The sequence below is a fragment of the Escherichia sp. WS1450 genome, assembly GCF_046487395.1.
Classification (GTDB): domain Bacteria; phylum Pseudomonadota; class Gammaproteobacteria; order Enterobacterales; family Enterobacteriaceae; genus Escherichia; species Escherichia coli.
Genome location: NZ_JBJQJO010000002.1, coordinates 358732 through 383986, shown reverse-complemented (window position 1 = coordinate 383986; position 25255 = coordinate 358732). Strand labels below are relative to the sequence as shown.

Here is a 25255-nt window from a genome sequence, read left to right as displayed (position 1 = left end):
GATACCTAATTAATTAACGCCGCGATTTCTGGCGGGATTTGTTGCGGATTAATGATTTTAATTTGTTTGTGGCGGCCAAGTTCGCCTTTTTCAATCACCACCTGGCTTTTGGCAACCCGGAATTGCTTACCGAGAAACTTCACCAGATGGCTGTTGGCCTGGCCGTCAACCGGCGGCGCGGTTATGGCGACTTTTACCTCGTCGCCATGTAAACCGACAATAGAATCACGGCTGGCTTTCGGCTGAATATAGAGCCGTAAAACCAGACCGTCATCATTAACTGTTACGGCACTCATAACGCCATCCACAGCCCCGGCAGCAGCATGTTTCCGGTTGCCTGTAATACTTCTGCGACACCCATATTGATGACATACAGCAGCAGAACGAGGATCATCGGCGAGAAATCAATCCCACCCATTGCCGGTAGCAGGCGGCGAATCGGGCGCAGCAGTGGATCGGCCAGCTGAATCAGCACGTATTCAATCGGGCTACGACCCTGGCTTACCCAGCTCATAATCGCCATCACCAGCAGGACCCAGAAAATCAGCAGGCCGATGGTTTTCAGCAGAATCAATAAACCGGCAATCCAGATGATTGGCAGGAAGGTCACCACTTTAAACAGCACGATGGCTTTAATGAAACTGAGAATGTACGCAACCAGCAGCGAGGCGCTATCAATGGGTCCCATTGCCGGAATAACGCGGCGCAGTGGCCCGATAATCGGCTGCGTTACCTTCACTACAAACTGTGAGAAGGGGTTGTAAAAATCACAATGAGCCCACTGCATCCAGATGCGTAATAACAGCACCATGGTATACAGCTCAATGACCGTTGAAAGCAGGAAAGTCAACGTATTCATGGCGTTCCTTTAATTCCTTATTTTTTAGAGTAATCACGCGCACCAAAAATTGCAGTGCCGATACGAACCATCGTGCTACCTGCCGCAATGGCGGCTTCCATATCGTCCGACATTCCCAGAGAGAGCGTGTCGATATGCGGGTAGCGCGTTTTCAGTCCGGCAAATGCTACAGCCATTTGGCGTGCAACTTCAAACTGCCTTACATATTCTGACTCAGGCGCAGGGATTGCCATCAGCCCGCGCAGACGTAAACGCGGTAGTTCAGCGACCGCAGCTGCCAGCTCGTCCAGTTCAGCCAGTTGAATCCCGGACTTACTGTTTTCATCACTAATGTTAATTTGAATCAGTACGTTAAGAGGGGGAAGTTCTGCCGGGCGCTGGTCGTTCAGGCGGGTAGCGATGCGCAAACGGTCGATGGTATGACACCAGTCGAAATGCTCTGCCACCAGGCGGCTTTTATTAGACTGCAACGGGCCAATAAAATGCCATTCTAATCCTGTTACGCCCAGTTCCTGAAAGTGGCGAATTTTATCTACCCCTTCCTGAACGTAGTTTTCACCAAATTGACGCTGCCCGGCATCAATGGCTTGTGCGATGGCGCTCGCAGGTTTTGTTTTACTGACTGCAAGCAGCGTAATTTCTTCTGGAGAACGGCCGCAACGCGTTGCAGCCGCTGAGATTTTGTCCCGGACCTGTGCCAGGTTATGCGCAATATCGTTCATTTTCCGAGGATCTTAGTATGAATATGGAAGAAATTGTGGCCCTTAGTGTAAAGCATAACGTCTCGGATCTACACCTGTGCAGCGCCTGGCCCGCACGATGGCGTATTCGCGGGCGAATGGAAGCTGCGCCGTTTGATGCGCCGGACGTCGAAGAGCTACTGCGGGAGTGGCTGGATGACGATCAGCGGGCAATATTGCTGGAGAATGGTCAGCTGGATTTTGCTGTGTCGCTGGCGGAAAACCAGCGGTTGCGTGGCAGTGCGTTCGCGCAACGGCAAGGTATTTCTCTGGCATTACGGTTGTTACCTTCGCACTGTCCACAGCTCGAACAGCTTGGTGCGCCACCGGTATTGCCGGAATTACTCAAGAGCGAGAATGGCGTGATTCTGGTGACGGGGGCGACGGGGAGCGGCAAATCTACCACGCTGGCGGCGATGGTTGGCTATCTCAATCAACATGCCGATGCGCATATTCTGACGCTGGAAGATCCTGTCGAATATCTCTATGCCAGCCAGCGATGTTTGATCCAGCAGCGGGAAATTGGTTTGCACTGTATGACGTTCGCATCGGGATTGCGGGCTGCGTTGCGGGAAGATCCTGATGTGATTTTGCTCGGAGAGCTGCGTGACAGCGAGACAATCCGTCTGGCGCTGACGGCGGCAGAAACCGGGCATCTGGTGCTGGCGACATTACACACGCGCGGCGCAGCGCAGGCAGTTGAGCGACTGGTGGATTCATTTCCGGCGCAGGAAAAAGATCCCGTGCGTAATCAACTGGCAGGGAGTTTACGGGCGGTGTTGTCACAAAAGCTGGAAGTGGATAAACAGGAAGGACGCGTGGCGCTGTTTGAATTGCTGATTAACATTCCCGCGGTGGGGAATTTGATTCGCGAAGGGAAAACCCACCAGTTGCCGCATGTTATTCAAACCGGGCAGCAGGTGGGGATGTTAACGTTTCAGCAGAGTTATCAGCAGCGGGTAGGGGAAGGACGTTTGTGAGGCTAAAGTGATTGATTAGTTTAGTAAATATGCCTGATGCGCTACGCTTATCAGGCCTACAAACGTAGTCATTCACGCCGCATCCGGCAATAAGGAGCGATGACGTAAATCGCCTTAATATCCCTGCTCGAAATAACTTTCGAGAATGATAACCGCAGAGGCAGAGTCAACTTTGCCTTTGTTGAGCGCCCGATAGCCGCCCTGTTCAAACAGACCGGAACGGGCTTCCACAGTGCTAAGACGCTCGTCATGGAGCTTTACTTCAACACCGAAACGACCATGAATACGGTTGGCAAATTTGCGCGCTCTGGCGGTTAACGGCTGTTCGGTGCCGTCCATATTCAGCGGCAAACCGACGATGATTTCGTCAGGCTGCCACTCTTTCAGTAAACGTTCGATGAGGTTCCAGTCCGGCGTACCGTCCTGCGCTTTAATTGCAGGCAAAGGGCGAGCGGTGCCGGTAATGCGTTGGCCGACCGCTACACCAATGCTTTTGGTACCGAAGTCGAAGGCGAGTAAGGTTCCACTCATCAGGCGTGCCCTGCCACACCAGGCATGGTGAGAATATCCACACCAATCAGTTTTGCCGCCTCGCGCCAGCGGTCGGCAATCGGTGTTTTGAACAGAATATTCAGATCCGCCGGGGCGGTTAGCCACGCGTTATCGAGAATTTCTTGTTCCAGTTGACCTTTCTCCCAGGAGGCATAGCCCAGAGCCACCAATACGTCAGACGGTTGTTTATCGGTGCCGAGCGTTTCCAGCACATCGCGGGAAGTGGTCATCACCGTGTTGTCTGAAATGCGAATGCTGGAAGCAAAATTAGAGGGCGGAGTATGCAAAATAAACCCGCGATCTTCAGCCAGCGGACCGCCGAGCATAACCGGTTTATCCAGACGGATTGATTCATCACGCGGCTCCGGCGTGATCTTCAGCTTTTCCAGAATCCCTTCAATTTTGAGATTTTCCAGCGGCTTGTTGACGATGATCCCCATTGCACCATTGGTATTATGTTCGCAAATGTAGACCACGGAACGACGGAAAATCGGATCCTGGAGAGCAGGCATGGCAATAAGAAAGTGATGCTGTAAATTCATTGTCAGAGGTTCTGTTTCCTGGTTCAAAAAAGCAACAGCGCCCAGTATGCGTGGAAAGAAGGGCGCTGTCACTCAGAGTCTCAACGAGATCCTTCTCGCTAAGGTGGGTTACTGCTGCTGTAAACGTGCTTCGATGGCATCCATTAACATTCCGGTGATCGACACCGGAAACTCTGCTTCAATCTCACGAATACAGGTTGGGCTGGTGACGTTAATTTCAGTCAGACGGTCGCCGATGATATCCAGACCAACAAAAATCAGCCCTTTTTCTTTCAGCGTCGGCCCGATCTGACGGGCGATTTTCCAGTCACTTTCCGTCAGCGGACGAGGTTCACCGCGACCACCGGCAGCCAGATTGCCACGGGTTTCGCCCCCCTGCGGAATACGCGCCAGGCAGTACGGTACCGGCTCGCCATCTACCACCAGCACGCGTTTGTCGCCATCTTTAATGGCTGGCAGGTAATTTTGCGCCATGCAGTAGCGAGTGCCATGCTCAGTCAGGGTTTCGGCAATCACGCCGAGGTTTGGATCGCCTTCTTTCACGCGGAAAATCGACGCGCCGCCCATACCGTCCAGTGGCTTAAGAATGATGTCGCTGTGTTTCTCCCAGAACGCTTTTAGCTGCGCTTTATTGCGCGTAACCAGCGTTTCTGGCGTTAAGTCAGAGAACCAGGCAGTAAACAGTTTCTCGTTACAGTCGCGCAGGCTCTGCGGCTTGTTAACGATCAGCGTCCCTTTCTCTTCGGCACGTTCCAGAATATAGGTCGCGTAGATAAACTCGGTATCAAACGGCGGGTCTTTACGCATCAGGATCACATCGAGATCGGCCAGCGGCAGATCCTGTTCACCGACGAACGAAAACCACTCTTCGTAGTTCTGCTTCACGTTCAGCGTGCGGGTATGGGCGCGGGCTTCGCCATTGATCAGATACAGATCGCCCATCTCCATATAGTGAAGTTCGTAACCACGACGCTGTGCTTCCAGCAACATAGCGAAACTGGAATCTTTCTTGATGTTGATGTTTGCGATGGGGTCCATCACGATGCCGAGCTTGATCATTATTCTTCTCCGTTAGCCCAAATCGCCAAATCGTACTTGTAGCGCGGTAATGGCGGTGAGCGCAGTTGTCTCTGTACGCAAAACGCGAGGTCCCAACAGGATATCAGTAAATTGATAGCGGGCAGTCATGGCAATTTCATCTGCCGATAAACCGCCTTCCGGGCCAATCAGCAGGCGGACGCGTTCAACCGGTAACGGCAACGTATTGATGCTGTTACTGGCGCGCGGGTGAAGATTCAGTTTCAGTCCTTCATCCTGCTCTGCACACCAGGCTTCCAGATCCATCGCTGGACGGATTTCCGGCACCCGGTTACGACCACACTGCTCACAGGCAGCAATTGCAATCTTCTGCCACTGCTGGAGCTTCTTGTTCAGACGTTCACTATCCAGTTTAACGCCGCAGCGCTCAGAAAAAAGTGGCGTAATGAGGCTTACACCGAGTTCGATCGATTTCTGGATAGTAAATTCCATTTTTTCACCACGCGACATCACCTGACCGAGGTGAATATGCAGCGGAGATTCGCGATCGTCGATCTGTCCTTCCAACACCTTCACTTCCACGCTTTTTTTGCTGGCGCTGGTAATTTCGGCGTCAAAGACCTGGTTGCTGCCGTCAAACAATTGCAACGCCTGCCCCGGCCCCATGCGCAGTACGCGCCCGATATGGTTGGCAGCATCTTCGCAAAGCGCGATATGAGAATGGCTGGTCAGTGGTTCAGGATGATAAATGCGGGGGATACGCATAGTTAAAAATCCGCGTCGTCTCCCCACGCGGTTGTTCGCGTGGGGTAGGGGTTAACAAAAAGAATCCCGCTAGTGTAGGTTAGCTCTTTCGCGCCTGGCAAGCGCGTTGCACATACGGGTTATGATTGCCCTGCACCTTCGCGATGCGTTCATCGCGCTCGCACTCCCAGTCGGTAACCGGATACATCTTGTTCCATGCGTTGAACAGCTGCGTTTGCTGGCGAGAGAGTGTCAGGTTGTATTGGTCACGCATATAGAAGTAGGTGCGCGCAATGGCACCGCGTGCACGCGCTGGTGGTTCGGCAGCTTTTTCTTTGAAATCGACCTTCATGGCGCATTGACCGTACTGGCCTTCGCCGCCATTCCACTGGCTGTACATAAAGTTGCCGCGATCGCCATTCACCTCGCCGACTGACGGTTGCAGGTTATGCATATCGCTTTCCATCTTGCGATAGACCGGATCTTTAGCGCAGTTTTTACGTCCACCGTCCTGCCAGCACTGGCGCTGGTGACCGAATTGCCAGGCGGGAACGACGTGTTCCCACTCTACGCGGCTGGCGCGGTTTTCATTTTTGCGCACCTGATAGCCGCACGATTGCAGATCAACAACGCCTTTTTTGCCCTGCCAGTTAATTTTACATCCGCAATAAAACGTACCGGGCGCATCAGCGTGGACTTTTACCGCCGCGGCTTTCGCCTGAGAAAAACTATTGATACCTTCGGCCAACGCCGGGCCGGAAAATGCTGCGCTCAGTACCACCGCAGCAATAGACAAATAACGGTACATCACTTACTCCGTGTTAAAACGAGCCAGCAACGTAGCGAAAGTTGTTTTGGTATGCAATCAGCCAGATCAGGAAAGTTCCTGATAGTTCAGATGGTTATTTTGCGACCAGTTGTTCGCCGCAGTGAACACAGCGATAGACGGCTTCGCCACGAACTACGCGATTATGACGGCGTACGGTAAGCTGATGCTCCTGGCACTTGCAGCGGTAGGGGAAGGTGTTGCGGCGCACGGATTGCAGTTCGAACTGATGCGTACGGCGGGCGGGAACGCCCAGCACGCTTTCCATCATCCACTTCCACTCTTTGCCATGTGGTGCTACGCGGCCGAAATGTTTCCATACCAGCAAATGTGCCAGTTCGTGCGGCACCACTTCTTCAATAAAGGCTTCACTGTTTTCCAACAGCAAAACGGGATTGAGGCGGATTTCATAGCTTTCCAGCCAGGCTGTTCCGGCGGAGGTTCCGCGCTGGGTGTAAGAGAGTTTTGGCTCCGGGTAGTTACGCCCCAGCTTCAGGTTGGCCTGGGCGAGTTTTTCCCGCAGGCGACGCATAACGGCCTGTTGGATGGCGATAGGGAGACGGGATGTTTTCATAGCGGCAGAGGATAGAGCGAAGAAAAGATGACTGCAAGAGGTGGCTTCCTCCGCGACGGGAGGAAGCCTGAGGAGATTAATCGTGAGCGCCGATTTCGCGCAGTTTACGACCTTTCATCAGATTACGTTCAATATGTTCCAGCGAAACGTGTTTGGTTTCCGGTACCAGCCACAATGTCAGCAGGATAAACAGTACGTTCAGAGCCGCATACACCCAGAAGGTGTTGGCGTTACCCAGCGTGTTGAGCATGGTCAGGAACGTTGCGCCAACGATCATGTTGGCAATCCAGTTGGTGGCGGTGGAGCAGGTGATGCCAAAATCGCGGCCTTTCAGCGGCTGAATTTCGGAGCACAGTACCCAAATCAGCGGACCGGCACTCATGGCAAAGCCAACAATAAACATCAGCAGCATGGCGATGGCGAAATACTGCGCCGACGGAGAGTGGATACCGATATGCATCATTGTACCGAGTACGCCCATGCCAGCAGCCATCACCAGGAAGCCCAGCGTTAGCGTTGGTTTACGTCCCCAGCGGTCAACAAGGCCGATTGCGATAAAGGTGGCAAGTACGTTGGTCAGGCCGACAATCACTGTCCCCCACATTTGCTCGGTAGTGTTGGTATAACCCGCCAGTTCGAAGATTTTCGGCGCGTAATACATGATGACGTTCATCCCGGTGAATTGCTGCATTACCTGCAACAGTACGCCAAGGAACACCGCGCGGCGGAAGTTGCTGTTCTCTTTAAACAGCGCCCAGCCACTCTGTTTAACCTGCAAACTTTCACGGATTTCATCCAGTTCACGTTTCGCTTCCGCGCTGGTGTCACGCAGGCGTAGCAGCACGCGTTCGGCATCAACAAAACGGCGTTTGGCGGCAAACCAACGAGGGCTGTCTGGCAGGAAGAAGACACCAATCAGCAGCAAAATTGCCGGGATGATAATCACACCCAGCATCCAGCGCCATGCACCGGTGTAGCTGAAGGCGGTATCAGAAAGATAAGCACCGAGGATCCCGATAGTGATCATCAACTGATACATCGAGATCATACTGCCGCGAATTTTTTCCGGCGCAATTTCTGACAGGTACAGTGGTGCGGTATAAGAGGCCACACCCACCGCCAGCCCCAGCAGAACGCGGGAAAGAATCAGTACTTCAACGTTTGGCGCAGCCGCAGAGAACAGTGAACCGGCAACAAACAGGATTGCGCCGATCATCAGGCTCTTTTTGCGCCCGAGTTTAAAGGAGAGCCAGCCGCTGCCCACCGCACCGACTGCCGCACCGAACATCATGGAGCTTACGACCCATTCTTGCGTGTGCGAAGTAATCTGGAATTCGTCTGCAATAAACGGCAGTGCGCCAGCAATTACACCGATATCCAGGCCAAAGAGTAATCCCGCCAGAGCGGCAAGGAAGCAGACGAAAAACGTCATTGCCTTGTTTGACCGCCCCTGTTTTTTAGCGTCAGGCATGATGCCCTCCAATATGGTTATTTTTTATTGTGAATTAAGATAGGTGAGTACGACGTAAAAAGATGTGAAGCAAATCACATCAGTGTAATCGCTTACACTAACATTTATCTTAGTTATGATTTAAGTACATGAAAATAATTGAGTTATATCATCATAGATTAAACGCCGTTACCTGCAATTAAGACTTTACTGAAAAGAAATGTAACAACTGTGAAAATTGAATAATAATATGAAAATATTACAAATATTTGGCTGGCGTGGTTGGTGTAATCGGTTTCAGTAGTGATGATAATTTGCGGTAAAACGTGTTGAGGAAGAATGATGTTATTGTGCGGGCGGTTTTTTTGCCGGATGCGGCGTGAATGCCTGTCCACCGCGGTGAGGTAAAAGAAAAAGGCCAGCGCGAGGCTGGCCTTTGAAAGCAGGTGAAGAAAGATTACTTCAGACCGGCAGCATCGCGCAGCAGCTGCGCTTTGTCGGTTTTTTCCCACGGGAAATGTTCGCGACCAAAGTGACCGTATGCTGCGGTTTCTTTGTAGATCGGGTGCAGCAGATCCAGCATCTGAATCAGACCGTATGGACGCAGGTCAAAGAACTCACGTACCAGCAGGGTCAGCTGTTCAGAAGGCACTTTCTCGGTACCGAAAGTTTCCACCATGATGGAAGTCGGTTCAGCCACGCCGATTGCGTAGGAAACCTGAATTTCACAACGATCGGCCAGGCCAGCAGCAACGATGTTTTTCGCGACATAACGTGCTGCGTAGGCTGCGGAACGGTCCACTTTTGATGGATCTTTACCAGAGAATGCACCGCCACCGTGACGCGCCATGCCGCCGTAGGTATCAACGATAATTTTACGACCAGTCAGACCGCAGTCACCCATCGGGCCACCGATAACAAAACGACCGGTCGGGTTGATGAAGAATTTGGTGGCAGAAGTCAGCCATTCAGCCGGCAGAATCGGCTTGATGATCTCTTCCATTACCGCTTCTTGCAGCGATTTCTGGTCGATTTCTTCAGAGTGCTGAGTGGAAAGCACGACAGCATCGATACCAACGATTTTGCCGTCGTCATACTGGAAAGTCACCTGGCTTTTCGCGTCCGGGCGCAGCCACGGCAGAGTGCCGTTTTTACGCACTTCAGCCTGACGCTGTACCAGACGGTGTGCATAGGTGATAGGCGCTGGCATCAGCACGTCGGTTTCATTGGTTGCGTAGCCAAACATCAGACCCTGGTCACCCGCGCCCTGTTCCAGCGGATCGGCACGGTCAACGCCCTGGTTGATGTCAGGAGACTGTTTGCCGATAGCGCTCAGAACCGCACAGGAGTTAGCGTCAAAGCCCATGTCGGAATGCACATAGCCAATTTCGCGAACGGTGTTACGGGTGATCTCTTCGATGTCTACCCAGGCGCTGGTGGTGATTTCGCCGCCAACTAAAACCATGCCGGTTTTTACGTAGGTTTCGCAAGCAACGCGTGCTTTCGGATCCTGTTCGAGGATCGCGTCTAAAACGGCATCAGAAATTTGGTCAGCAATTTTGTCAGGATGCCCTTCAGAGACGGACTCGGACGTAAAAAGGTGTTTTGCCATATTTAATATCACCTAAAGAGAATTTGGTTAGCTCAAACTGTTGTGTGGATTTTCTGTGGTAGCGGATCCTACCACGACTCTGCAGGTTAAAAACACTGGCAGTCTGAGTGTTAATCGGTATGGATGGATTAACATCTGGATGGCTATTTTAGGTCAATTCTTCACCCGATTTCCACTTTTTTTTGAATCGTGTCTCATTCTGTTAAAAACGTGGCTGGAAATTTTTCCTGACAATGCTGGCATTCTGCGTATTTATCTTTTGCAATTTTCTGCCATTGTGGGGTATAAAACGCGGCGCGCGGCTTAAATAAAAAGCACACGACGTTTCTTTCGTGTTGCCACTTCCAGCCGGGTTGAAATCAGAGTTTTGGCTTGTGGGTTCGTCTTAACAGGCGGCCGTGGAGGTGATACGAAATAATGAACCGTTGTCTGCTGCTTAACCTGTCTCACCGTTCTGGTGAAGATTCGTTCCCCGCACTCTGCATCTCTGCTTTGCATACCTGCCGATGTTATACCCATCTCGGCGCTTCTCAGGATTCAAGAGCTGGTTACAGTTACTGAGGACTGAACAAGGGCGCTCTTGTAAAAACAAGAGTTTTCTCGTGGTTTCGCCGAACTGTCACACTTACGTTCGGTTATGTGCTTAATAATGTTATGAAAAAGAAACCGGTTGCGCAGTTGGAGCGTCAGCATTCACTGCTGGAAAATCCATGTGCTTATGGGTTGTTATCGCAGTTCCAGGCTGCGATAGTCGTTAACTGTTTTACACTTAATAAAATAATTTGAGGTTCGCTATGTCTGACGACATGTCTATGGGTTTGCCTTCGTCAGCGGGCGAACACGGTGTACTACGCTCCATGCAGGAGGTTGCAATGAGCTCCCAGGAAGCCAGCAAGATGCTGCGTACTTACAATATTGCCTGGTGGGGCAATAACTACTATGACGTTAACGAGCTGGGCCACATTAGCGTGTGCCCGGACCCGGACGTCCCGGAAGCTCGCGTCGATCTCGCGCAGTTAGTGAAAACTCGTGAAGCACAGGGCCAGCGTCTGCCTGCACTGTTCTGTTTCCCACAGATCCTGCAGCATCGTTTGCGTTCTATTAACGCCGCGTTCAAACGTGCGCGGGAATCCTACGGCTATAACGGCGATTACTTCCTCGTTTATCCGATCAAAGTTAACCAGCACCGCCGCGTGATTGAGTCCCTGATTCATTCGGGCGAACCGCTGGGCCTGGAAGCCGGTTCCAAAGCGGAGTTGATGGCGGTGCTGGCACATGCTGGCATGACCCGTAGCGTCATCGTCTGCAACGGTTATAAGGACCGCGAATATATCCGCCTGGCATTAATTGGCGAGAAGATGGGCCACAAGGTCTATCTGGTCATTGAGAAGATGTCAGAAATTGCCATTGTGCTGGATGAAGCAGAACGTCTGAATGTCGTTCCTCGTCTGGGCGTGCGTGCACGTCTGGCTTCGCAGGGCTCGGGTAAATGGCAGTCCTCCGGCGGGGAAAAATCGAAGTTCGGCCTGGCTGCGACTCAGGTACTGCAACTGGTTGAAACGCTGCGTGAAGCCGGGCGTCTCGACAGCCTGCAACTGCTGCACTTCCACCTCGGTTCGCAGATGGCGAATATTCGCGATATCGCGACAGGCGTTCGTGAATCCGCGCGTTTCTATGTTGAGCTGCACAAGCTGGGCGTCAATATTCAGTGCTTCGACGTCGGCGGCGGTCTGGGCGTGGACTATGAAGGCACCCGTTCGCAGTCCGACTGTTCGGTGAACTACGGCCTCAATGAATACGCCAACAACATCATCTGGGCGATTGGTGATGCGTGTGAAGAAAATGGTCTGCCACATCCGACGGTAATCACCGAGTCAGGTCGTGCGGTGACTGCGCATCACACCGTGCTGGTGTCGAATATCATCGGCGTGGAACGTAACGAATACACGGTGCCGACCGCGCCTGCAGAAGACGCACCGCGCGCCCTGCAAAGCATGTGGGAAACCTGGCAGGAGATGCACGAACCGGGAACTCGCCGTTCTCTGCGTGAATGGTTACACGATAGCCAGATGGATCTGCACGATATTCATATCGGCTACTCTTCCGGCACTTTTAGCCTGCAAGAACGAGCATGGGCAGAACAACTCTACCTGAGCATGTGCCATGAAGTGCAGAAGCAACTGGATCCGCAAAACCGTGCTCATCGTCCGATTATCGACGAGCTGCAGGAACGTATGGCAGACAAAATGTACGTCAACTTCTCACTGTTCCAGTCGATGCCGGATGCGTGGGGGATCGACCAGTTGTTCCCGGTTCTGCCGCTGGAAGGGTTGGATCAAGTGCCGGAACGCCGCGCTGTGCTGCTGGATATTACCTGTGACTCTGACGGTGCTATTGATCACTATATTGATGGTGATGGTATTGCCACGACAATGCCAATGCCGGAGTACGATCCAGAGAATCCGCCGATGCTCGGTTTCTTCATGGTCGGCGCATATCAGGAGATCCTCGGCAACATGCACAACCTGTTCGGTGATACCGAAGCGGTTGACGTGTTCGTCTTCCCTGACGGCAGCGTAGAAGTAGAACTGTCTGACGAAGGCGATACCGTGGCGGATATGCTGCAATATGTACAGCTCGATCCGAAAACGTTGTTAACCCAGTTCCGTGATCAAGTGAAGAAAACCGATCTTGATGCTGAACTGCAACAACAGTTCCTGGAAGAGTTCGAGGCAGGTTTGTACGGTTATACCTATCTTGAAGATGAATAATTAAGATTATTCCGCTGGCGGGTCGGTTTATTTACGTAAATCGGCCCGCTTTCTTTTTATATATTCTTAAAAATAATCTAGCTGCTTTTCTTATTAAATAATCTCCCTACAATCGCTGCATTAATTAAATGCAGAGGGAACGGTTATGAAAAAAGGGAAAGTACGTAGCGCGTTGGTGGCATTAGTCGTGCTGCTGGCCGGTTGTTCCAGTAATGCGCAGTATAATAGCAGTGCATCAGGCAATGTCGGCACCGCCTGGGGTGGGGATGTACACTCATCGGTTCAGGGCGTATCTGCTGAGCGAGCCTGGCGCGATCCGGCAGAGATGATCGTTATTAGTTATTCGACTAATGTTCCTTCCGGCTATGACCGCGTTTATAGCATTCGTATTAACGAACTGGAATATGCTATTCGCGATGGTAATTTTAATTCTCTACCTATTACGCGTTTTTATGATTCATCCAATAATGAACCACGCTATATTGTCCATGCCAGAGTCGGAATGAATTATCAATTATATGTCCGTAATTACAGTCGTAACACCAACTACGAGATCGTTGCTACGGTTGATGGCCTGGATGTGCTGAACGGCAAGCAAGGTTCGCTGAATAACAACGGCTATATTGTGAATGCCGGAGATTCATTAGCGATTAAAGGATTCCGCAAAGATAAACATACCGAAGCGGCTTTTCAGTTCGCCAACGTTGCTGATTCCTACGCAGCCAATTCGGCGCAAGGCGATGTGCGTAATACCGGGGTAATCGGCTTTGCCGCCTTTGAATTACAAGGTCCGACGCAAAACGCGCTGCCGCCGTGCTCTGGACAAGCCTTTCCGGCAGATAACAATGGCTATGCGCCGCCACCGTGTCGGAAATAGCAACCTCGCTTGATGCCTCGTCCATTTAAGGCGATAATTAGCACAAACTTGTGTTTCGCAAATCCAACCCTTCCTCGTCGGGCCTAACGACGCGGAAGGGTTTTTTTATATCGACTTTGTAATAGGAGTCCATCCATGAGCACCTTAGGTCATCAATACGATAACTCACTGGTTTCCAACGCCTTTGGTTTTTTACGCCTGCCGATGAACTTCCAGCCGTATGACAGCGATGCTGACTGGGTGATTACTGGCGTGCCGTTCGATATGGCCACTTCTGGTCGTGCGGGTGGACGCCACGGTCCGGCTGCTATCCGTCAGGTTTCGACGAATCTGGCCTGGGAACACAATCGCTTCCCGTGGAATTTCGACATGCGTGAGCGCCTGAACGTCGTGGACTGCGGCGATCTGGTATATGCCTTCGGCGATGCCCGTGAGATGAGCGAGAAGCTGCAGGCGCACGCCGAGAAGCTGCTGGCTGCAGGTAAGCGTATGCTCTCCTTCGGTGGTGACCACTTTGTTACGCTGCCGCTGCTGCGTGCTCATGCGAAGCATTTCGGCAAAATGGCGCTGGTACACTTTGACGCCCACACCGATACCTATGCGAACGGTTGTGAATTTGACCACGGCACCATGTTCTATACCGCGCCGAAAGAAGGTCTGATCGACCCGAATCATTCCGTGCAGATTGGTATTCGTACTGAGTTCGATAAAGACAACGGCTTTACCGTGCTGGACGCCTGCCAGGTGAACGATCGCAGCGTGGATGACGTTATCGCCCAGGTGAAACAGATTGTGGGTGATATGCCGGTTTATCTGACCTTTGATATCGACTGCCTGGATCCTGCTTTCGCGCCGGGAACCGGTACGCCGGTAATTGGCGGCCTGACCTCTGATCGCGCCATTAAACTGGTACGCGGCCTGAAAGATCTCAACATCGTTGGGATGGATGTAGTGGAAGTGGCTCCGGCATACGATCAGTCGGAAATCACCGCTCTGGCTGCGGCGACGCTGGCGCTGGAGATGCTGTATATCCAGGCGGCGAAAAAGGGCGAGTAAGTAACCTGCCTGATTGAATTTTTTGCACAGTCCCTTGTCTGGCACAAGGGACTTATCATTTAAAACCTATCCTGTTAATTAAGTCATCTTTACCCTGACTGCTGTTTTTTAATGGATTGTTATTATCGCGTTTTTAATGGAATAAATAGATGGAACGCACTCTTCCCTGGAAGCCCCTCCTTTGTTTGTTATTTCTTTTATCAACTGGCTGCGATAGAGCAGAAAAACAGAAAATTGCCGCACAGCTGCAACAAGACAAAGAGGCCATTTCCTCTGTCGTCAAAAAGAGTTATCGCGCATTATGTGGCCCTGAGTTTGTTATCAGCACAGATTCGCACGATCGCCTTGCGGAAATGCAGCAAGTATTTACGCCTGCTTTAATGGAGCCTGTACTGAAATACTGGCAAGAGTCACCCAAAACGTGTAAACGACGTTTCCCCAGTTATAGCGATCCTTTAGCGACCTTCGTCGAAGGCGACAAGGCGCAGATTGGTGCTTTTTTTGGTCACCAATCTGATATTGATATTCCAATGGAATTAATCCGTGAAGGGGATGGTAAATGGAAGATTGCGGCGATTGATTTTGCATCGTTACACGAGTTTGAAAAAAACGGTCGGGTTACTGATGAGGTGCAGAAAAAAATAGATTTGCTTAAAAAACGCTCATTCAAGCAACGTAGGGATTTCCCTCTGTTGACGAGGACCGAGCCTGAGCGGGTCAGTAAGTCCCCTTTGACATCGGTGGAGCAAACAGTTACGGAGCCAGACTCTTCCTGGCTGGATGTCTTACTGACAATAGGCAAATATGCCCTTTATCTGGGAGCGATAATACTTATTCTCGCCTTGGTGGCTGTTTTGTGGATTGGTTATGGCCTGGTGTTCGCCGGACATCGCCTTTTCAAAGCATCCTGTAAAGATCCCTCAATTCAAAAAATTCCTGCTGCCGAACGTTGGGCAATGGCAGTCGGCGCGCCTTATGCCATTGCGGGTAACAATCACTGGGCGCGACGAGTCGTTAATGATGATTCCGTGGAAGCAGAGAATGATTGCAAAAGTGAAGTTGAGTCACTTGCTGACATGTGGGGCGTCTTTGATCGGGATTCGTTACTTGAGCAACTCTTAGCTTTGTTTGTAGCAGGGCATCGTTCAGTTTATGAAGAACAGATCAAAAACGATAGCGAAATGCCGGATGCTGAATATCGCGCGTTCGCTCAGCAATTAGCTCAGAACGCGAAATCAAGTAGCGAAGCGAAAGAGCGTTTGTGGCAGCTACAGATGGTCAGAAAAAATCGACGTAAAATATGCGATATAGATTTTTGTGCCTGGGATATGGTGCGTTTTGTCATGCTATGTAATAGCGGGGCGCAAGTGGGATACATTACCCAGCGTGAAATGGTCGATTTTTCGATGCTGGCAGCCAGACGCGTACAGCAACATTACAGAAGCTGGCGCGAATTGGCCGGGCATTTTTTGCTGGCCCGTTGGTACTGGAAAGCAACGGATAAACGGCACCTGATTACCCATATTCTTTTTAAGAAAGCCATTACATCTTTATTAAAAGAGCAGGGGAGTCCGTGGCGTACTTTACCCTGGGATACCCCATTACCTGAAGGGACAGAGGCTGCATTTGCCTGGGCTTGTGGCGTAAGCACTGCCGATGTCGTAGAGGTGCGATCGGATACACCGGATAAAGCAATCTACGAAGCGAATTGATGCCCCAAATGATTGAGTTTATTTAACGACTGTGGCCGGCCCTGAATGAAAATTTCTCCGACATTCCTGTCGGAGAAATATGAAATCACTTAATTCCATCCGCGCTCATACGATCGCGAATATGCTGGGCGCGTTCGGCGGATGCTGGATGGTCGTCAAACATTGAGCTTTGGCGGCCTTCTTCCAGTTTCGCCAGTTTTTCAAAGCTGGTGGCAAGACCTGCCGGGCTGATGCCGTGTTGGCGCAGAAGATCGTAAGAATAATCATCGGCTTCTGCTTCCTGGCGCTGGGTGAATTGCGAATTGACTAATTTCTCGCCCAGATCACCAAGCTGTGATTGCGATAAACTGCCGACAATCCCGCCCGCAGAGGCCGCAGCTACTCGCACGGCATTTGTACCAAGCGCCACTTGCATCCCTTTTTTCACATGGCCTAACGCCACGTGCCCCATTTCGTGACCGATCACCGCTTCGACTTCGTTATCTGTCATCATATCCATCAGCCCGCTATAGACGCGGATACAGCCGTTAGCCATTGCAAAGGCGTTCACATTCTTCGCCATATACACTTTGTAATTCACCGGCTGGCCGTTGATATTGTTGCCTAGCGCATTGGCAATAGTTGTCAGACGTTTAGCGTATTCGCTATTGGCTGGCGCAATCGTCGCCTTGCTGTCCATCTCCTGACATGCCTGATCGCTCAGGGTTTTCACCTGCGCATCACTCAAACTGTAAGCCTGAAAAGCTTCCGCTCCTGATGAGAGCAGTCCGTTGGAGTCCATATTCTGGCAACCGGTCAGTACCGTTGCCACGCTCATTGCTACCAATAAGGCGCGAATTTTCATGTTTTCTCTTCCGCACAAGGTCAGGATTATTCTAAAAATGCGCCGTTTGCAGGTGAATCGACGCTCAGTCTCAGTATAAGGAAAAGCGCAGCGGACGGGCGAGCAGATTGCGCAACATGCGAGCATGATCCAGAGATTTCTGAAGCGGCAAAAGGATGTTCCATGTACATGACGCGCGGCTTGCGGTAAATTGTTGGCAAATTTTCCGGCGTAGCCCAAAACGCGCTGTCGTCAAGTCGTTAAGGGCGTGCCCTTCATCATCCGATCTGGAGTCAAAATGTCCTCACGTAAAGAGCTTGCCAATGCTATTCGTGCGCTGAGCATGGACGCAGTACAGAAAGCCAAATCCGGTCACCCGGGTGCCCCTATGGGTATGGCTGACATTGCCGAAGTCCTGTGGCGTGATTTCCTGAAGCACAACCCGCAGAATCCGTCCTGGGCTGACCGTGACCGCTTCGTGCTGTCCAACGGCCACGGCTCCATGCTGATCTACAGCCTGCTGCACCTCACCGGTTACGATCTGCCGATGGAAGAACTGAAAAACTTCCGTCAGCTGCACTCTAAAACTCCGGGCCACCCGGAAGTAGGTTACACCGCTGGTGTGGAAACCACCACTGGCCCGCTGGGTCAGGGTATTGCCAACGCAGTCGGTATGGCGATTGCAGAAAAAACGCTGGCGGCGCAGTTTAACCGTCCGGGCCACGACATCGTCGACCACTACACCTACGCCTTCATGGGCGACGGCTGCATGATGGAAGGCATCTCTCACGAAGTTTGCTCTCTGGCGGGTACGCTGAAGCTGGGTAAACTGATTGCGTTCTACGATGACAACGGTATTTCTATCGATGGTCACGTTGAAGGCTGGTTCACCGACGACACCGCAATGCGTTTCGAAGCCTACGGCTGGCACGTTATTCGCGACATCGACGGTCATGACGCGGCATCCATCAAACGCGCAGTAGAAGAAGCGCGCGCAGTGACTGACAAACCGTCCCTGCTGATGTGCAAAACCATCATCGGTTTCGGTTCCCCGAACAAAGCCGGTACGCACGACTCCCACGGTGCGCCGCTGGGCGACGCTGAAATCGCCCTGACCCGCGAACAGCTGGGCTGGAAATACGCGCCGTTCGAAATCCCGTCTGAAATCTATGCTCAGTGGGATGCGAAAGAAGCAGGCCAGGCGAAAGAATCCGCATGGAACGAGAAATTCGCTGCTTACGCCAAAGCTTATCCGCAGGAAGCCGCTGAATTTACCCGCCGTATGAAAGGCGAAATGCCGTCTGACTTCGACGCCAAAGCGAAAGAATTCATCGCTAAACTGCAGGCTAATCCGGCGAAAATCGCCAGCCGTAAAGCGTCTCAGAATGCGATTGAAGCGTTCGGTCCGCTGTTGCCGGAATTCCTCGGCGGCTCTGCTGACCTGGCACCGTCTAACCTGACCCTGTGGTCTGGTTCTAAAGCAATCAACGAAGATGCTGCGGGTAACTACATCCACTACGGTGTTCGCGAGTTCGGTATGACCGCGATTGCTAACGGTATCTCCCTGCACGGTGGTTTCCTGCCGTACACCTCCACCTTCCTGATGTTCGTGGAATACGCACGTAACGCCGTACGTATGGCTGCGCTGATGAAACAGCGTCAGGTGATGGTTTACACCCACGACTCCATCGGTCTGGGCGAAGATGGCCCGACTCACCAGCCGGTAGAGCAGGTGGCTTCTCTGCGCGTGACCCCGAACATGTCCACATGGCGTCCATGTGACCAGGTTGAATCCGCGGTCGCGTGGAAATACGGCGTTGAGCGTCAGGACGGCCCAACTGCGCTTATCCTCTCCCGTCAGAACCTGGCGCAGCAGGAACGTACTGAAGAGCAGCTGGCAAACATCGCGCGCGGTGGTTATGTGCTGAAAGACTGTGCCGGTCAGCCGGAACTGATTTTCATCGCTACCGGTTCTGAAGTTGAACTGGCGGTTGCTGCCTACGAAAAACTGACTGCCGAAGGCGTGAAAGCGCGCGTGGTTTCCATGCCGTCTACTGACGCATTCGACAAGCAGGATGCGGCTTACCGTGAGTCTGTACTGCCGAAAGCGGTTACTGCACGCGTTGCGGTGGAAGCTGGCATTGCTGACTACTGGTACAAGTATGTTGGCCTGAACGGTGCTATCGTCGGCATGACCACCTTTGGTGAATCTGCTCCGGCAGAGCTGCTGTTTGAAGAGTTCGGCTTCACCGTTGACAACGTTGTTGCGAAAGCAAAAGAACTGCTGTAATCGGTAAGATGCTTTGTGAGAAGGGCCGCGAAAGCGGCCCTTCAGATTATTGGCAAAGTGCGCGTTGTTCATGTCGGATGCGGCGTGAACGCCTTATCCGACCTACAAGATCGTGCAAATTCAATATATTGCAGGAAGCATGTAGGCCTGATAAGCGTAGCGCATCAGGCAGTTTTGCCTTTGCCATCAGTCTCAAGGGCCGCGAAAGCGGCCCTTCAGATTATTGGCAAAGTGCGCGTTGTTCATGTCGGATGCGGCGTGAACGCCTTATCCGACCTACAAGATCGTGAAAATTCAATATATTGCAGGAAGTATGTAGGCCTGATAAGCGTAGCGCATCAGGCAGTTTTGCCTTTGCCATCAGTTTCAAGGGCCGCGAAAGCGGCCCTTTTTTTACTTAGTAGAGATAAACGGAACTGTACTGCCGGGGATCATGGTATCGGGCAGTTTACCGTCCCAACGCTCTGCAGTGGTAAGGGCTACAAGTCCGGGATTATCCCGCAGAGCTTCACCGCGCAGGCGGATTGCTTCTGCTTCAGCCGCACTTTTTAAACGAATAGTTTCAGCCTCTGCCGCGCCTCTTACGCGAATGGTCTCAGCTTCTGCTTTGGCTGCCGCCAGTTTACTGTCTGCTTCTGCCTGGGCCTGAGTTACCGCTATTTGCGCCTGGATTTTCTCTGTTTCCAGATTTTGCTTACGTGTGGCAATGGCGACTTCTGCTTTCATTCGATCTTCAATCGATTTTTCATAAGCGTCAGAAAAATCAATATTTTCAATCTGGACACCATCAATCACCACCGGACCAACAACGGCTTTACGCATAGCATTTTGCAGATCCTGAACCAATTTTGTACGATCCTGTACCGCACTGATGGCGGTATATTGGCCGAAAACGTTCTCCAGTTGAGTTGGCAACTGACGGACAATCAGACGATCTTTTAATGCTTCAATGGTGTTGTAGGTGGTATAAACCGCGCCTGCTTCTGAAGGTTTAATGTGGAAGCTGACTGATACTGTCATTTGTGCCGGTTGCTGGTCGCGGCTGTAGGCCTGTAATCCCTGATAAACCACAGCCTGATTACGCGTGGAAATTTTCTCCACGCTTTCCATAAAAGGGATCTTAAAACCCAGACCCGGCTCGGCAACTTTTACGATTTTTCCGTAGCGCAGCAAAATGCCGCGTTCACCTTCATTAACGGTGTAATACGAGAGAAATGGCAGCACAACCACGGCAAGCACGCCAATGACGATAGCAATAGATTTTTGTGGGCGAAATGAGGTTATTGAAACAGGTGCTTTCATATGAATCTTCCTTGAGTAAAGTGGGGAATATGTCACATGAGGTGAGGATAAAATAGCCGACAGGTGAGAATTCAGAATCTATAAAGGGGTATAGCGAAAAAACATTGCATTAAAAAAGTATGTTTTCGAACATTCAATAAATAAATGGCGATATGCATCACAAATACAACAACAAACAAAGTGTTGATTTTGTGATAAACATAACAAATACAAAGTTGACTTTGTAATTATTGATTTCATGTTGTTGTTATTTAAAGTTTTATTATTTTGGCTCATGGGTTTTTTCTTCTCGCGTGCCCAATTGCTTTCATTAAACCGCACGAGTATTTTATTTTTACCGCCGAACGGTACCCTAAAAATAAAATAAGGATAATTTATGCGGCTTATTAATTATTTTCCAGAATCATCAATTTCAGTTATACATTCAGCAAAAGACTGGCAGGAAGCTATCGATTTCTCGATGGCATCATTGCTGGATAAAAACTATATCAGCGAGAATTACATTCAGGCTATTAAAGATTCCACCATGAGTAATGGCCCTTACTATATTCTCGCACCAGGCGTGGCAATGCCTCATGCGCGACCAGAATGTGGGGCGCTTAAAACCGGGATGTCTTTAACGTTACTTAAACAAGGCGTTTATTTTCCGGGGAATGACGAACCAATTAAATTACTCATCGGACTCTCTGCTGCCGATGCCGATTCGCACATTGGCGCTATTCAGGCGTTAAGTGAATTACTGTGCGAAGAAGAAATACTCGAACAACTCTTAACAGCATCATCAGAAAAACAATTAGCGGACATTATCAGCCGCGGATAATTACTCTCTCCTCTACAGGATAATATTATGGAAAACAAGTCTGCTCGTGCAAAGGTCCAGGCTTTTGGGGGCTTTTTGACGGCAATGGTCATCCCCAATATTGGTGCTTTTATTGCCTGGGGTTTTATTACTGCGTTATTTATTCCCACCGGTTGGCTGCCTAACGAACATTTCGCCAAAATTGTCGGCCCGATGATTACCTATTTATTGCCCGTGATGATTGGTTCTACCGGTGGTCATCTGGTCGGCGGTAAACGCGGCGCGGTCATGGGCGGAATTGGTACTATTGGTGTGATCGTCGGCGCAGAGATCCCGATGTTCCTTGGCTCAATGATTATGGGGCCGCTCGGTGGTCTGGTCATAAAATATGTTGATAAGGCACTGGAAAAACGCATACCTGCCGGTTTTGAGATGGTTATCAATAACTTCTCATTAGGTATCGCGGGGATGCTCCTTTGTCTGCTGGGTTTTGAAGTGATCGGCCCGGCGGTGTTAATTGCCAATACTTTCGTCAAAGAGTGTATTGAGGCGCTGGTACATGCGGGTTATCTGCCTTTGCTGTCAGTCATCAATGAACCGGCGAAAGTGCTTTTCCTTAATAATGCGATCGATCAGGGCGTCTATTATCCGCTGGGAATGCAACAGGCATCAGTTAACGGCAAATCCATCTTCTTTATGGTGGCCTCTAATCCAGGTCCTGGCCTGGGGCTGCTGCTGGCGTTTACCTTGTTTGGTAAAGGGATGAGTAAGCGTTCTGCGCCTGGCGCGATGATTATTCACTTCCTCGGTGGGATCCACGAACTGTATTTCCCATATGTGCTGATGAAGCCACTGACCATTATTGCCATGATTGCGGGCGGTATGTCTGGCACCTGGATGTTTAACTTACTTGATGGCGGTTTGGTGGCTGGCCCAAGCCCTGGCTCTATTTTTGCTTACCTGGCACTGACGCCGAAAGGCTCGTTCCTGGCGACAATTGCCGGTGTTACGGTAGGTACCCTGGTGTCCTTTGCTATCACTTCGCTGATACTGAAGATGGAAAAAACGGTGGAAACGGAGAGCGAAGATGAGTTTGCTCAGTCAGCCAATGTGGTTAAGGCGATGAAACAAGAGGGTGCATTCTCGTTAAGCAGGGTTAAGCGTATCGCCTTTGTTTGCGATGCGGGGATGGGCTCCAGCGCGATGGGCGCAACCACCTTCCGTAAACGTCTGGAAAAAGCGGGGCTGGCAATTGAAGTAAAACATTACGCGATAGAAAACGTGCCTGCGGATGCGGATATCGTTGTTACTCATGCCAGTCTGGAAGGGCGCGTGAAACGTGTGACGGATAAACCGCTGATACTGATTAATAACTATATTGGCGATCCAAAACTCGACACTTTATTTAATCAATTAACCGCCGAACATAAAAACTGATTGCCGAGGTAAAAATGAAAACCAAAGTTGCTGCTATTTATGGCAAGCGGGATGTCCGTCTGCGCGAATTTGAACTGCCAGAAATTACCGATAATGAACTGTTAGTGAGTGTAATTTCTGACAGCGTCTGTTTATCGACCTGGAAAGCGGCGTTACTCGGTAGTGAACATAAACGCGTACCCGACGATTTAGAAAATCATCCGGTCATTACCGGGCATGAATGTGCCGGGGTTATTGTTGAAGTGGGTAAAAATCTCACCGGCAAATATAAAAAAGGCCAGCGTTTTGTATTGCAACCGGCGATGGGGTTACCAAGCGGATATTCAGCGGGCTACAGCTACGAATATTTTGGCGGTAACGCCACCTATATGATTATTCCCGAGATCGCCATTAACCTGGGCTGCGTATTACCGTACCACGGCTCTTATTTTGCTGCGGCGTCGCTGGCAGAGCCTATGTGCTGCATTATTGGCGCTTATCATGCCAATTATCACACCACGCAATATGTTTATGAGCATCGCATGGGCGTTAAACCTGGCGGCAATATTGCGCTGCTGGCGTGTGCAGGTCCGATGGGCATTGGCGCTATCGATTATGCTATTAACGGCGGCATACAACCGTCGCGGGTGGTGGTGGTCGATATCGACGACAAACGCCTGGCGCAGGTACAAAAGCTGCTGCCGGTGGAACTGGCGGCCAGTAAAGGCATTGAGCTGGTGTATGTGAATACCAAAGGGATGAGCGATCCGGTCCAGACGCTGCGGGCGCTGACGGATGATGCCGGATTTGATGACGTATTTGTCTATGCAGCGGTGCCTTCAGTCGTCGAGATGGCTGATGAATTACTGGCGGAAGATGGCTGCCTGAACTTCTTTGCCGGGCCGACGGATAAAAACTTCAAAGTGCCGTTTAATTTCTACAACGTCCATTACAACAGCACGCATGTCGTCGGTACGTCCGGCGGTTCAACGGACGACATGAAAGAGGCGATTGCGCTTAGCGCCACGGGGCAGTTACAGCCGTCGTTTATGGTGACCCATATCGGTGGCCTGGATGCAGTGCCAGAAACCGTGCTCAATCTGCCGGATATCCCCGGAGGTAAAAAACTCATTTATAACGGCGTGACCATGCCGCTGACTGCCATTGCCGATTTTGCCGAAAAAGGCAAAACCGATCCGCTGTTTAAAGAACTGGCGCGGCTGGTTGAGGAAACGCACGGTATCTGGAATGAACAGGCCGAGAAATATCTGCTGGCGCAATTTGGCGTTGATATTGGGGAGGCCGCGCAATGATGTCCCTGGCGTGGCCATTATTTCGCGTTACGGAACAGGCAGCGTTGGCTGCCTGGCCGCAAACCGGATGTGGCGACAAAAATAAAATTGATGGCCTGGCGGTCACCGCGATGCGCCAGGCATTAAACGACGTCGCTTTTCGTGGGCGAGTGGTTATCGGCGAGGGAGAGATTGACCATGCGCCGATGCTGTGGATTGGCGAAGAGGTGGGCAAAGGCGATGGGCCAGAAGTCGATATCGCGGTTGATCCCATTGAAGGTACGCGGATGGTGGCGATGGGGCAGAGCAATGCGCTGGCGGTCATGGCTTTCGCACCTCGGGATAGCCTGTTACATGCGCCCGATATGTATATGAAAAAGCTGGTTGTTAATCGACAGGCTGCCGGGGCGATTGATCTGTCTTTGCCTCTGGCGGACAACTTGCGAAACGTGGCGAAAGCGTTAGGCAAACCGCTGGACAAACTGCGCATGGTTACGCTGGATAAACCGCGCCTGAGTACCGCAATTGAGGAAGCAACACAGCTGGGCGTGAAGGTTTTTGCCCTGCCGGATGGCGATGTCGCCGCCAGCGTGCTGACCTGCTGGCAGGATAATCCTTACGATGTGATGTACACCATCGGCGGTGCGCCGGAGGGCGTGATTTCTGCCTGTGCCGTTAAAGCATTAGGCGGGGATATGCAGGCCGAGCTGATTGACTTTTGTCAGGCTAAAGGGGATTACACGGAAAATCGGCAGATTGCAGAGCAGGAGCGCAAGCGTTGCAAGGAAATGGGCGTTGACGTTAACCGTGTGTACTCGCTCGATGAACTGGTGAGGGGGAACGATATCCTCTTTAGCGCTACGGGCGTGACGGGCGGCGAGTTGGTGAACGGTATCCAACAGACGGCGAATGGGGTGCGGACGCAGACATTACTGATCGGCGGCGCGGACCAAACGTGTAATATAATAGACTCCCTGCATTGATGGTGATCTATCGGAAG

Annotated in this window: 26 protein-coding genes; 13 read left to right on the top strand and 13 right to left on the bottom strand. The window is 51.2% G+C overall.

What is annotated here, in order from left to right; translation table 11 throughout:
• Positions 1–5: 5 nt before the first annotated feature.
• From yggU to yggS, 3 genes are read right to left on the bottom strand one after another with little or no spacing between them, the layout of a single operon-like run.
• Complete coding sequence (gene yggU / locus ACJHYR_RS04110; RefSeq protein WP_001277222.1) at positions 6–296, bottom strand: DUF167 family protein YggU; 291 nt, start codon at positions 294–296, stop codon at positions 6–8.
• On the bottom strand, positions 293–859 hold the full coding sequence (gene yggT / locus ACJHYR_RS04105) for an osmotic shock tolerance protein YggT (RefSeq protein ID WP_001094831.1): 567 nt from the start codon (positions 857–859) through the stop codon (positions 293–295). The genes yggU and yggT overlap by 4 nt, the downstream gene beginning before the upstream one ends.
• 17 nt (positions 860–876) lie before the next feature.
• On the bottom strand, positions 877–1581 hold the full coding sequence (gene yggS, locus ACJHYR_RS04100) for a pyridoxal phosphate homeostasis protein (protein ID WP_000997806.1): 705 nt from the start codon (positions 1579–1581) through the stop codon (positions 877–879).
• A 17-nt stretch (positions 1582–1598) separates the two neighbouring features.
• On the opposite strand from yggS, the gene ACJHYR_RS04095 reads away from it, so the two are divergent.
• A complete protein-coding gene (locus ACJHYR_RS04095) occupies positions 1599–2579 on the top strand; it encodes a PilT/PilU family type 4a pilus ATPase (protein WP_001309723.1) in 981 nt (326 codons plus the stop codon).
• Positions 2580–2693: 114 nt separating this feature from the next.
• Here ACJHYR_RS04095 and ruvX read toward each other — a convergent pair whose 3' ends face one another.
• The 8 genes from ruvX to metK all read right to left on the bottom strand — a co-directional run bounded on the left by ruvX (position 2694) and on the right by metK (position 9917).
• Entirely contained in the window at positions 2694–3110 is a 417-nt protein-coding gene (gene ruvX / locus ACJHYR_RS04090) for a Holliday junction resolvase RuvX (protein WP_000017111.1), read from the bottom strand.
• Complete coding sequence (locus ACJHYR_RS04085) at positions 3110–3673, bottom strand: YqgE/AlgH family protein (protein WP_001053178.1); 564 nt, start codon at positions 3671–3673, stop codon at positions 3110–3112. The genes ruvX and ACJHYR_RS04085 overlap by 1 nt, the downstream gene beginning before the upstream one ends.
• Positions 3674–3781: 108 nt before the next feature.
• Positions 3782–4732, bottom strand: coding sequence for a glutathione synthase (gene gshB / locus ACJHYR_RS04080; protein WP_000593273.1), 951 nt, complete (start codon positions 4730–4732; stop codon positions 3782–3784).
• Positions 4733–4744: 12 nt separating this feature from the next.
• Positions 4745–5476: a 16S rRNA (uracil(1498)-N(3))-methyltransferase gene (gene rsmE, locus ACJHYR_RS04075; RefSeq protein WP_001222509.1), complete on the bottom strand. Its 732-nt coding sequence runs from the start codon at positions 5474–5476 to the stop codon at positions 4745–4747.
• A 79-nt stretch (positions 5477–5555) separates the two neighbouring features.
• Entirely contained in the window at positions 5556–6263 is a 708-nt protein-coding gene (gene endA, locus ACJHYR_RS04070) for a deoxyribonuclease I (protein WP_000286500.1), read from the bottom strand.
• 94 nt (positions 6264–6357) lie between these two features.
• Positions 6358–6855, bottom strand: a complete 498-nt coding sequence (locus ACJHYR_RS04065; RefSeq protein WP_000858396.1) for a SprT family zinc-dependent metalloprotease — start codon at positions 6853–6855, stop codon at positions 6358–6360.
• 76 nt (positions 6856–6931) lie between these two features.
• Positions 6932–8326, bottom strand: a complete 1395-nt coding sequence (gene galP, locus ACJHYR_RS04060) for a galactose/proton symporter (RefSeq protein ID WP_001112301.1) — start codon at positions 8324–8326, stop codon at positions 6932–6934.
• A gap of 436 nt (positions 8327–8762) precedes the next feature.
• Complete coding sequence (metK, locus tag ACJHYR_RS04055; protein ID WP_001062128.1) at positions 8763–9917, bottom strand: methionine adenosyltransferase; 1155 nt, start codon at positions 9915–9917, stop codon at positions 8763–8765.
• Positions 9918–9972: 55 nt separating this feature from the next.
• Here metK and yqgD point away from each other — a divergent pair, with 55 nt between their 5' ends.
• The 7 genes from yqgD (at position 9973) to ACJHYR_RS04020 (ending at position 16333) form a co-directional block, all read left to right on the top strand.
• Entirely contained in the window at positions 9973–10224 is a 252-nt protein-coding gene (yqgD, locus tag ACJHYR_RS04050; protein ID WP_001303651.1) for a protein YqgD, read from the top strand.
• A gap of 110 nt (positions 10225–10334) precedes the next feature.
• On the top strand, positions 10335–10478 hold the full coding sequence (gene yqgG / locus ACJHYR_RS04045) for a protein YqgG (RefSeq protein WP_001297404.1): 144 nt from the start codon (positions 10335–10337) through the stop codon (positions 10476–10478).
• A 93-nt stretch (positions 10479–10571) separates the two neighbouring features.
• Complete coding sequence (yqgB, locus tag ACJHYR_RS04040) at positions 10572–10703, top strand: acid stress response protein YqgB (protein WP_001297406.1); 132 nt, start codon at positions 10572–10574, stop codon at positions 10701–10703.
• A gap of 8 nt (positions 10704–10711) precedes the next feature.
• On the top strand, positions 10712–12688 hold the full coding sequence (gene speA / locus ACJHYR_RS04035; RefSeq protein WP_001295380.1) for a biosynthetic arginine decarboxylase: 1977 nt from the start codon (positions 10712–10714) through the stop codon (positions 12686–12688).
• 145 nt (positions 12689–12833) lie between these two features.
• Entirely contained in the window at positions 12834–13565 is a 732-nt protein-coding gene (locus ACJHYR_RS04030) for a hypothetical protein (protein WP_000715527.1), read from the top strand.
• Between the two features lie 135 nt (positions 13566–13700).
• The gene (gene speB / locus ACJHYR_RS04025) at positions 13701–14621 is read left to right on the top strand and encodes an agmatinase (RefSeq protein ID WP_000105566.1); all 921 of its coding nucleotides are present in this window, start codon (positions 13701–13703) and stop codon (positions 14619–14621) included.
• Between the two features lie 149 nt (positions 14622–14770).
• Positions 14771–16333: a DUF1266 domain-containing protein gene (locus tag ACJHYR_RS04020; RefSeq protein WP_000442530.1), complete on the top strand. Its 1563-nt coding sequence runs from the start codon at positions 14771–14773 to the stop codon at positions 16331–16333.
• Between the two features lie 85 nt (positions 16334–16418).
• On the opposite strand, the gene loiP is transcribed toward ACJHYR_RS04020, so the two are convergent.
• A complete protein-coding gene (loiP, locus tag ACJHYR_RS04015) occupies positions 16419–17177 on the bottom strand; it encodes a metalloprotease LoiP (RefSeq protein ID WP_072837405.1) in 759 nt (252 codons plus the stop codon).
• 277 nt (positions 17178–17454) lie between these two features.
• Between loiP and tkt the strand changes: the two genes are divergently transcribed.
• Positions 17455–19446: a transketolase gene (gene tkt / locus ACJHYR_RS04010; protein ID WP_000098614.1), complete on the top strand. Its 1992-nt coding sequence runs from the start codon at positions 17455–17457 to the stop codon at positions 19444–19446.
• A gap of 393 nt (positions 19447–19839) precedes the next feature.
• Here tkt and ACJHYR_RS04005 read toward each other — a convergent pair whose 3' ends face one another.
• Positions 19840–20748, bottom strand: coding sequence for a prohibitin family protein (locus ACJHYR_RS04005; protein WP_000646927.1), 909 nt, complete (start codon positions 20746–20748; stop codon positions 19840–19842).
• A gap of 376 nt (positions 20749–21124) precedes the next feature.
• On the opposite strand from ACJHYR_RS04005, the gene cmtB reads away from it, so the two are divergent.
• Genes cmtB through glpX form a run of 4 tightly spaced genes read left to right on the top strand, consistent with a single transcriptional unit; the run spans position 21125 to position 25238 of the window.
• Positions 21125–21568, top strand: coding sequence for a PTS mannitol transporter subunit IIA (gene cmtB / locus ACJHYR_RS04000; RefSeq protein ID WP_001237038.1), 444 nt, complete (start codon positions 21125–21127; stop codon positions 21566–21568).
• Positions 21569–21595: 27 nt separating this feature from the next.
• Positions 21596–22984, top strand: coding sequence for a PTS mannitol transporter subunit IICB (cmtA, locus tag ACJHYR_RS03995; protein ID WP_072837406.1), 1389 nt, complete (start codon positions 21596–21598; stop codon positions 22982–22984).
• A 14-nt stretch (positions 22985–22998) separates the two neighbouring features.
• A complete protein-coding gene (locus ACJHYR_RS03990) occupies positions 22999–24276 on the top strand; it encodes a zinc-binding dehydrogenase (RefSeq protein WP_000853233.1) in 1278 nt (425 codons plus the stop codon).
• Positions 24273–25238: a class II fructose-bisphosphatase gene (glpX, locus tag ACJHYR_RS03985; protein WP_000987297.1), complete on the top strand. Its 966-nt coding sequence runs from the start codon at positions 24273–24275 to the stop codon at positions 25236–25238. The genes ACJHYR_RS03990 and glpX overlap by 4 nt, the downstream gene beginning before the upstream one ends.
• The last annotated feature ends 17 nt before the right edge of the window (positions 25239–25255 follow it).

Coding starts and splice junctions, on each gene's coding strand:
- yggS (WP_000997806.1), bottom strand. CDS start 1,581: ATGAACGATATTGCGCATAACCTGGCACAGGTCCGGGACAAAATCTCA.
- ACJHYR_RS04065 (WP_000858396.1), bottom strand. CDS start 6,855: ATGAAAACATCCCGTCTCCCTATCGCCATCCAACAGGCCGTTATGCGT.
- cmtB (WP_001237038.1), top strand. CDS start 21,125: ATGCGGCTTATTAATTATTTTCCAGAATCATCAATTTCAGTTATACAT.
- tkt (WP_000098614.1), top strand. CDS start 17,455: ATGTCCTCACGTAAAGAGCTTGCCAATGCTATTCGTGCGCTGAGCATG.
- gshB (WP_000593273.1), bottom strand. CDS start 4,732: ATGATCAAGCTCGGCATCGTGATGGACCCCATCGCAAACATCAACATC.
- metK (WP_001062128.1), bottom strand. CDS start 9,917: ATGGCAAAACACCTTTTTACGTCCGAGTCCGTCTCTGAAGGGCATCCT.
- ruvX (WP_000017111.1), bottom strand. CDS start 3,110: ATGAGTGGAACCTTACTCGCCTTCGACTTCGGTACCAAAAGCATTGGT.
- rsmE (WP_001222509.1), bottom strand. CDS start 5,476: ATGCGTATCCCCCGCATTTATCATCCTGAACCACTGACCAGCCATTCT.
- speA (WP_001295380.1), top strand. CDS start 10,712: ATGTCTGACGACATGTCTATGGGTTTGCCTTCGTCAGCGGGCGAACAC.
- glpX (WP_000987297.1), top strand. CDS start 24,273: ATGATGTCCCTGGCGTGGCCATTATTTCGCGTTACGGAACAGGCAGCG.
- galP (WP_001112301.1), bottom strand. CDS start 8,326: ATGCCTGACGCTAAAAAACAGGGGCGGTCAAACAAGGCAATGACGTTT.
- yggU (WP_001277222.1), bottom strand. CDS start 296: ATGAGTGCCGTAACAGTTAATGATGACGGTCTGGTTTTACGGCTCTAT.
- ACJHYR_RS04020 (WP_000442530.1), top strand. CDS start 14,771: ATGGAACGCACTCTTCCCTGGAAGCCCCTCCTTTGTTTGTTATTTCTT.
- loiP (WP_072837405.1), bottom strand. CDS start 17,177: ATGAAAATTCGCGCCTTATTGGTAGCAATGAGCGTGGCAACGGTACTG.
- endA (WP_000286500.1), bottom strand. CDS start 6,263: ATGTACCGTTATTTGTCTATTGCTGCGGTGGTACTGAGCGCAGCATTT.
- ACJHYR_RS04085 (WP_001053178.1), bottom strand. CDS start 3,673: ATGAATTTACAGCATCACTTTCTTATTGCCATGCCTGCTCTCCAGGAT.
- ACJHYR_RS04095 (WP_001309723.1), top strand. CDS start 1,599: ATGAATATGGAAGAAATTGTGGCCCTTAGTGTAAAGCATAACGTCTCG.
- yqgB (WP_001297406.1), top strand. CDS start 10,572: ATGAAAAAGAAACCGGTTGCGCAGTTGGAGCGTCAGCATTCACTGCTG.
- ACJHYR_RS03990 (WP_000853233.1), top strand. CDS start 22,999: ATGAAAACCAAAGTTGCTGCTATTTATGGCAAGCGGGATGTCCGTCTG.
- yqgG (WP_001297404.1), top strand. CDS start 10,335: ATGAACCGTTGTCTGCTGCTTAACCTGTCTCACCGTTCTGGTGAAGAT.
- cmtA (WP_072837406.1), top strand. CDS start 21,596: ATGGAAAACAAGTCTGCTCGTGCAAAGGTCCAGGCTTTTGGGGGCTTT.
- yggT (WP_001094831.1), bottom strand. CDS start 859: ATGAATACGTTGACTTTCCTGCTTTCAACGGTCATTGAGCTGTATACC.
- ACJHYR_RS04030 (WP_000715527.1), top strand. CDS start 12,834: ATGAAAAAAGGGAAAGTACGTAGCGCGTTGGTGGCATTAGTCGTGCTG.
- ACJHYR_RS04005 (WP_000646927.1), bottom strand. CDS start 20,748: ATGAAAGCACCTGTTTCAATAACCTCATTTCGCCCACAAAAATCTATT.
- speB (WP_000105566.1), top strand. CDS start 13,701: ATGAGCACCTTAGGTCATCAATACGATAACTCACTGGTTTCCAACGCC.